This is a genomic window from Acidithrix ferrooxidans, assembly GCF_000949295.1.
In the GTDB taxonomy this organism is placed as follows: Bacteria; Actinomycetota; Acidimicrobiia; order Acidimicrobiales; family Acidimicrobiaceae; genus Acidithrix; species Acidithrix ferrooxidans.
This window is the reverse complement of record NZ_JXYS01000147.1, coordinates 1-3948: the sequence shown is the minus strand read 5'-3', so window position 1 is coordinate 3948 and position 3948 is coordinate 1. Positions and strand designations below refer to the sequence as shown.

Below are 3948 nucleotides of genomic sequence, written 5' to 3'. Positions count from 1 at the left end.
TTCAATCCAAGCCTTTGGATTGGCTCCGCCTCGACCCGCTACAACATCTAAAGCTACACCACGTCTCACATCTAGAAATAGTTGTAGCCCAATTCTGTTTGTGATACTTACCTTCACGGTAGAACAAGACCTCGTCTAGTCCCAGAGCATCCACAGCACCAAAACGTGAAGGATCATCCACCAATGCAGCTCCATAGGCAACGACTGCGTCATTTATCGTATGCCAATCACAGCCAAGTTCCTTAGCCACACAAGAAACGCTACGACGCTGGGCTCCAACAGCATAAGTTGCCCATCTAGCCGCCCGATCACTTAGGCGAAGACGACCTTGTGGGTATTTGAAATTGAGCTATTTTTGGATCATCATCACTAAAAGACGGTTGGGGGCAGTGTTTGTTTGCACATCGCCATCTGTGCTTAGACCAAAAAAGAATAACCTTGCGACCAAAAGACGGTAGGTCTACAACCTCAACAACTCTGAGGCCATTATGGTGAACTTTGCCTTCACAAGTTGGACATTGCTTTTGTGAATTAGAACACTCAATGTGAACATGGAGCGGTTCACCAAGATTATCTTCAACGCCTATCAAATTAATATCAACTAAACCAACCAAGATTTTAGAAATTGCTTTATGATCTTTTTCCACAGGGGCTCTCCATTGTGAGTTTTGTCAAATCCCATTCTGGCAGAACCCCTGTACCACTTCCAAAGCGACTTTATAAAAATGGAACTTTAACCTCTAGCCACCGTTAAATCCGAAGTGCCATTAAAACGGTCAACGCGGCCTACACCAGCCAAACATGTCCTAATCCAACGTGTGGGTATGTCTCTTTCGACAACCGAAGCGGGGATGTGTTTCACTGTCGTAACCCCTATTGGGATTGCAATTGGCAGGGCGATGCAGATCACGTAGCCTCCATGAACATCAAATCAAGGATCCAAGATCACCAGATCGACCGGTTCACTCCCTACACGGAAGTGAGAAAGATTCTTGACGCGAGGTTCCTACGCTAAATGGAAAGCCGGAACATCCTCGAAGATGCCAAGGATAGCGCTCACGGCAGGACTCCAAGGATACCACGACAACGCGAGTTGGACGTGGGAGGTGTGCAACCACCGACTCGCCCTAGTTCTGCCCCAGTGGATGGGGCAGAACACGCAAAGGCGTCTGGAGAGCGAAAACAAAAGAGGTGCATATGAATGTATATGTATTTCGGAGCGGAGGTTTCAATACATGCAAAATCATCCGGTAATGGCATCTCGATAGACTTCCAAACTTAAAGATTCCTCGCCTTTATCCACCATCAGTTCAATTGAGGTCAAATCGCTAAATCCGATCTCCAAACCATTTCGACTTCACCTCAAAGCTCAACCGGTAAAACAATACAAAAAATGTGATGGGTCGTAGTTGGCCACGAAAGCCTTCAGGCATTGCCCCAACTTGTGGATCAGAGGCATTCTATGGAGATTCTGCATCCTCCTCAGCGGAGCGCTACTACAAAAGTCAGGAGGATCACCGCGTTGGGATTTTGAGGTGGTGAAACCTAATTCCGTCAAAAAGTTGGCAAAGCGTTAGGTTTTAGTGAATATCTCCTGACTCCAAAAGATAAGGAGATGAACCACGACCAGACTTCACTGGCAATGTATTCATCTCCCGTCAAAAATCACAAGAATCAAAGTTGGATCAAAATCACCGAGTTCGAATTAATCATGAAAATCATACCGAAATGACCCTGTAATCCTAAAGCGACTCTCGCCAAATAATGGTTTCCGACGCAACGCTTAGCCGACAATAACTGGGGCGCTATTCTTGCAACAGGTTCCCCTCCCTAAAGGGCTCAATGCCTATCTAGAGGTATCAATGCCTATCTAGAGGTATCAATGCCTATCTAGAGGTATCAACGGCCAATCATCACATCAGGAGCCTTTAGCATCTATCAAACCGACATGGCCATCTTCGCGCTGATAGACGATAGCGGGTCGGCCAGTCTCGTCATTGGTAAAGAAATAAAAGTCGTGCGAGAGCAGCTGCATTTGAAGTGCTGCATCTTCTGGTCGCATTGGAGGAATGCTAAACGACTTCTCTTTGACGATTCGAGCACCCCCTAAAAGCGCTATCTCCTCTTCGCCGTCACCATCGAATACAACTCCAGTGCTCTTGATTGCTCGGTGGTGAGGATGAGATCTTACAATGGTCTTGCCTTTGAGTTTCTCAATTCGATGTTCTAGTTTTTCAACCACTTTGTCGGCGGCTTCCATAAGTCCAGTTCCTGAACCTTTAGCACGTATTACTGCCCACCTTGTGTGCATCGTGACTTCGCAAATATCTCGCTCAGCTATTCTCGGATTTTTCTCTTCATAGAAACTTACCTCTACTCGACTTGCACCGTCTGCAAGGTGACTTAGATGATCAAGCTTTTGTTCTATGAGATCGCGATCCGTCTCACTAAGTAAAGCGTTCTTGGTTCGAAATGAAGTCTCCAACTTTCCTCCTTTAATTGGCACTCAACAGTTTCATCGTCAAGAAGTGAAGAACACTCCAATGTATAAATGCCAATATTCTCAACTTAGGTCAAAAGTAAACAAATGGCAAATGATTTTCCAACAACAATATTTTATTGTGTTGTTCGAAAACCATAGAGAGAGAACCAGTAGGCCGACTGGCCAATAATTCTGGCTCACCATGGGATATATCATGAGCTAATCGCTCCATCGCTTTTGCGCTCGAGGCAAGTTGGCTAAGGCCCCTCTATGTCTACGGCGCTATGGCGGGTCTATGGCGGTGAGAGATGAGGTTCTCTATAAAGACTGAGATCAGACAATCAAATCGCAATCTTTATAGAGCACAACACACTCATTTAACGAACCAGGTTAAAAGGATCAAACAAATCATAAGGAGTAACTGTTATCCGGTGTAGCTATTGGAAGGTTCCCAAAGCACTCTATTCAATCGGATTTCAAACCAGCACCGGTCAATGCGATGGCTGCCCCACCTTCAATTGGAGTCACAGAAAAATATTTAATCGAACCCGCATATGCCACTGCACCTGTAGGTTCAACGTCTATTCCACGTCTACCAAGAGCCGCTTTAGCTTCTTGAATCTCGCTATTATCAACTGTCACGAAAGATCCACCGCTTTCTATGACAGCATTGACTATTTGGTCGATACGAGGCGGATTGGTAATCGCTACATACTTATCAAGTTTCGTAAGTTTCGCCTCCACCGAGACCAGATTGGAGCTAATCTTTAGTAGAACAGATGTTCGATAAAGGAGGCATGGTGGATATCTCAGGCTTTATGGTACGCTTCGCTTCAGAGGAAGCATGTGAAGATCATTTGATCAAATTGCTTATGCTATGAGGGATTTAGATGCCCAAAGTGTGACTCTGACCAGTTTACCTTAATCAGGCCAAACCATCGAAGAAATGCAGCATCTCGAGCTCCACTTTTTCAATGTAAATCTTGTCACCGTCAAACTAGCGTTACCTCCGGAACCATCTTCCATCGAAGCCATATCTCTTTATCCAAGTGGTTCTCCGCTATCTATCTATTGTCCAACGACAAGCGTGGTCTTTCGGCTACTACCATTGCTAAATTCGTTCAAGTATCTTATTCGACTGGCTGGTTGATGCTAAATAAGCTACGAAAAGCAATGGCTGACCGAAATGGTTTATATAAACTTGGAGGAAACGTCCAGGTAGATGAGTTCTTTTTAGGTGGTGAGAGCCATGGCGAAGGCAGAAGAGGAAAGGGAACAAAACAAACCAATGTCCTAATTGGAGTGTCGATTAGCAATGGTGCTCCTACTCATTGCTTCATGGAAGTAATCAAAGATACCACTGCTAAATCACCCAAAGATGTTTTTGTGAGACGTTTAGATTCTAATACCAAGCTGATAAGTTGATGGTAACCCGAAGTTACGGGGTATGTGCTGAAAGACCTTGG

5 protein-coding genes and 1 pseudogene are annotated in these 3948 nt (G+C 45.0%); 3 read left to right on the top strand and 3 right to left on the bottom strand.

All coding sequences use genetic code 11. From position 1 onward, the window contains the following. Positions 1 to 308: 308 nt before the first annotated feature. Entirely contained in the window at positions 309 to 647 is a 339-nt protein-coding gene (locus AXFE_RS17610; RefSeq protein ID WP_052605193.1) for a transposase family protein, read from the bottom strand. Between the two features lie 107 nt (positions 648 to 754). Here AXFE_RS17610 and AXFE_RS21780 point away from each other — a divergent pair, with 107 nt between their 5' ends. Both AXFE_RS21780 and AXFE_RS18820 read left to right on the top strand, forming a co-directional pair. Next, positions 755 to 1015, top strand: a complete 261-nt coding sequence (locus AXFE_RS21780) for a zinc ribbon domain-containing protein (protein ID WP_082058888.1) — start codon at positions 755 to 757, stop codon at positions 1013 to 1015. Then, the gene (locus tag AXFE_RS18820; protein WP_052605095.1) at positions 1016 to 1201 is read left to right on the top strand and encodes a hypothetical protein; all 186 of its coding nucleotides are present in this window, start codon (positions 1016 to 1018) and stop codon (positions 1199 to 1201) included. It begins immediately after the preceding gene. A 717-nt stretch (positions 1202 to 1918) separates the two neighbouring features. On the opposite strand, the gene hpf is transcribed toward AXFE_RS18820, so the two are convergent. Together hpf and AXFE_RS17600 are read right to left on the bottom strand one after the other, a co-directional pair. After that, positions 1919 to 2485 (bottom strand): ribosome hibernation-promoting factor, HPF/YfiA family, encoded by a 567-nt coding sequence (hpf, locus tag AXFE_RS17605; protein WP_052607203.1) that lies wholly within the window; start codon positions 2483 to 2485, stop codon positions 1919 to 1921. 462 nt (positions 2486 to 2947) lie between these two features. Continuing rightward, positions 2948 to 3226: a PALP domain-containing protein gene (locus AXFE_RS17600; protein WP_052607202.1), complete on the bottom strand. Its 279-nt coding sequence runs from the start codon at positions 3224 to 3226 to the stop codon at positions 2948 to 2950. Positions 3227 to 3282: 56 nt separating this feature from the next. Between AXFE_RS17600 and AXFE_RS19670 the strand changes: the two are divergent. Further along, positions 3283 to 3948, top strand: a pseudogene (locus tag AXFE_RS19670) (IS1595 family transposase); the annotation flags it as partial.

Excerpts from the sequence above, each read along its gene's own strand:
- AXFE_RS18820 (WP_052605095.1), top strand. The coding sequence starts at position 1,016 with ATGGAAAGCCGGAACATCCTCGAAGATGCCAAGGATAGCGCTCACGGC.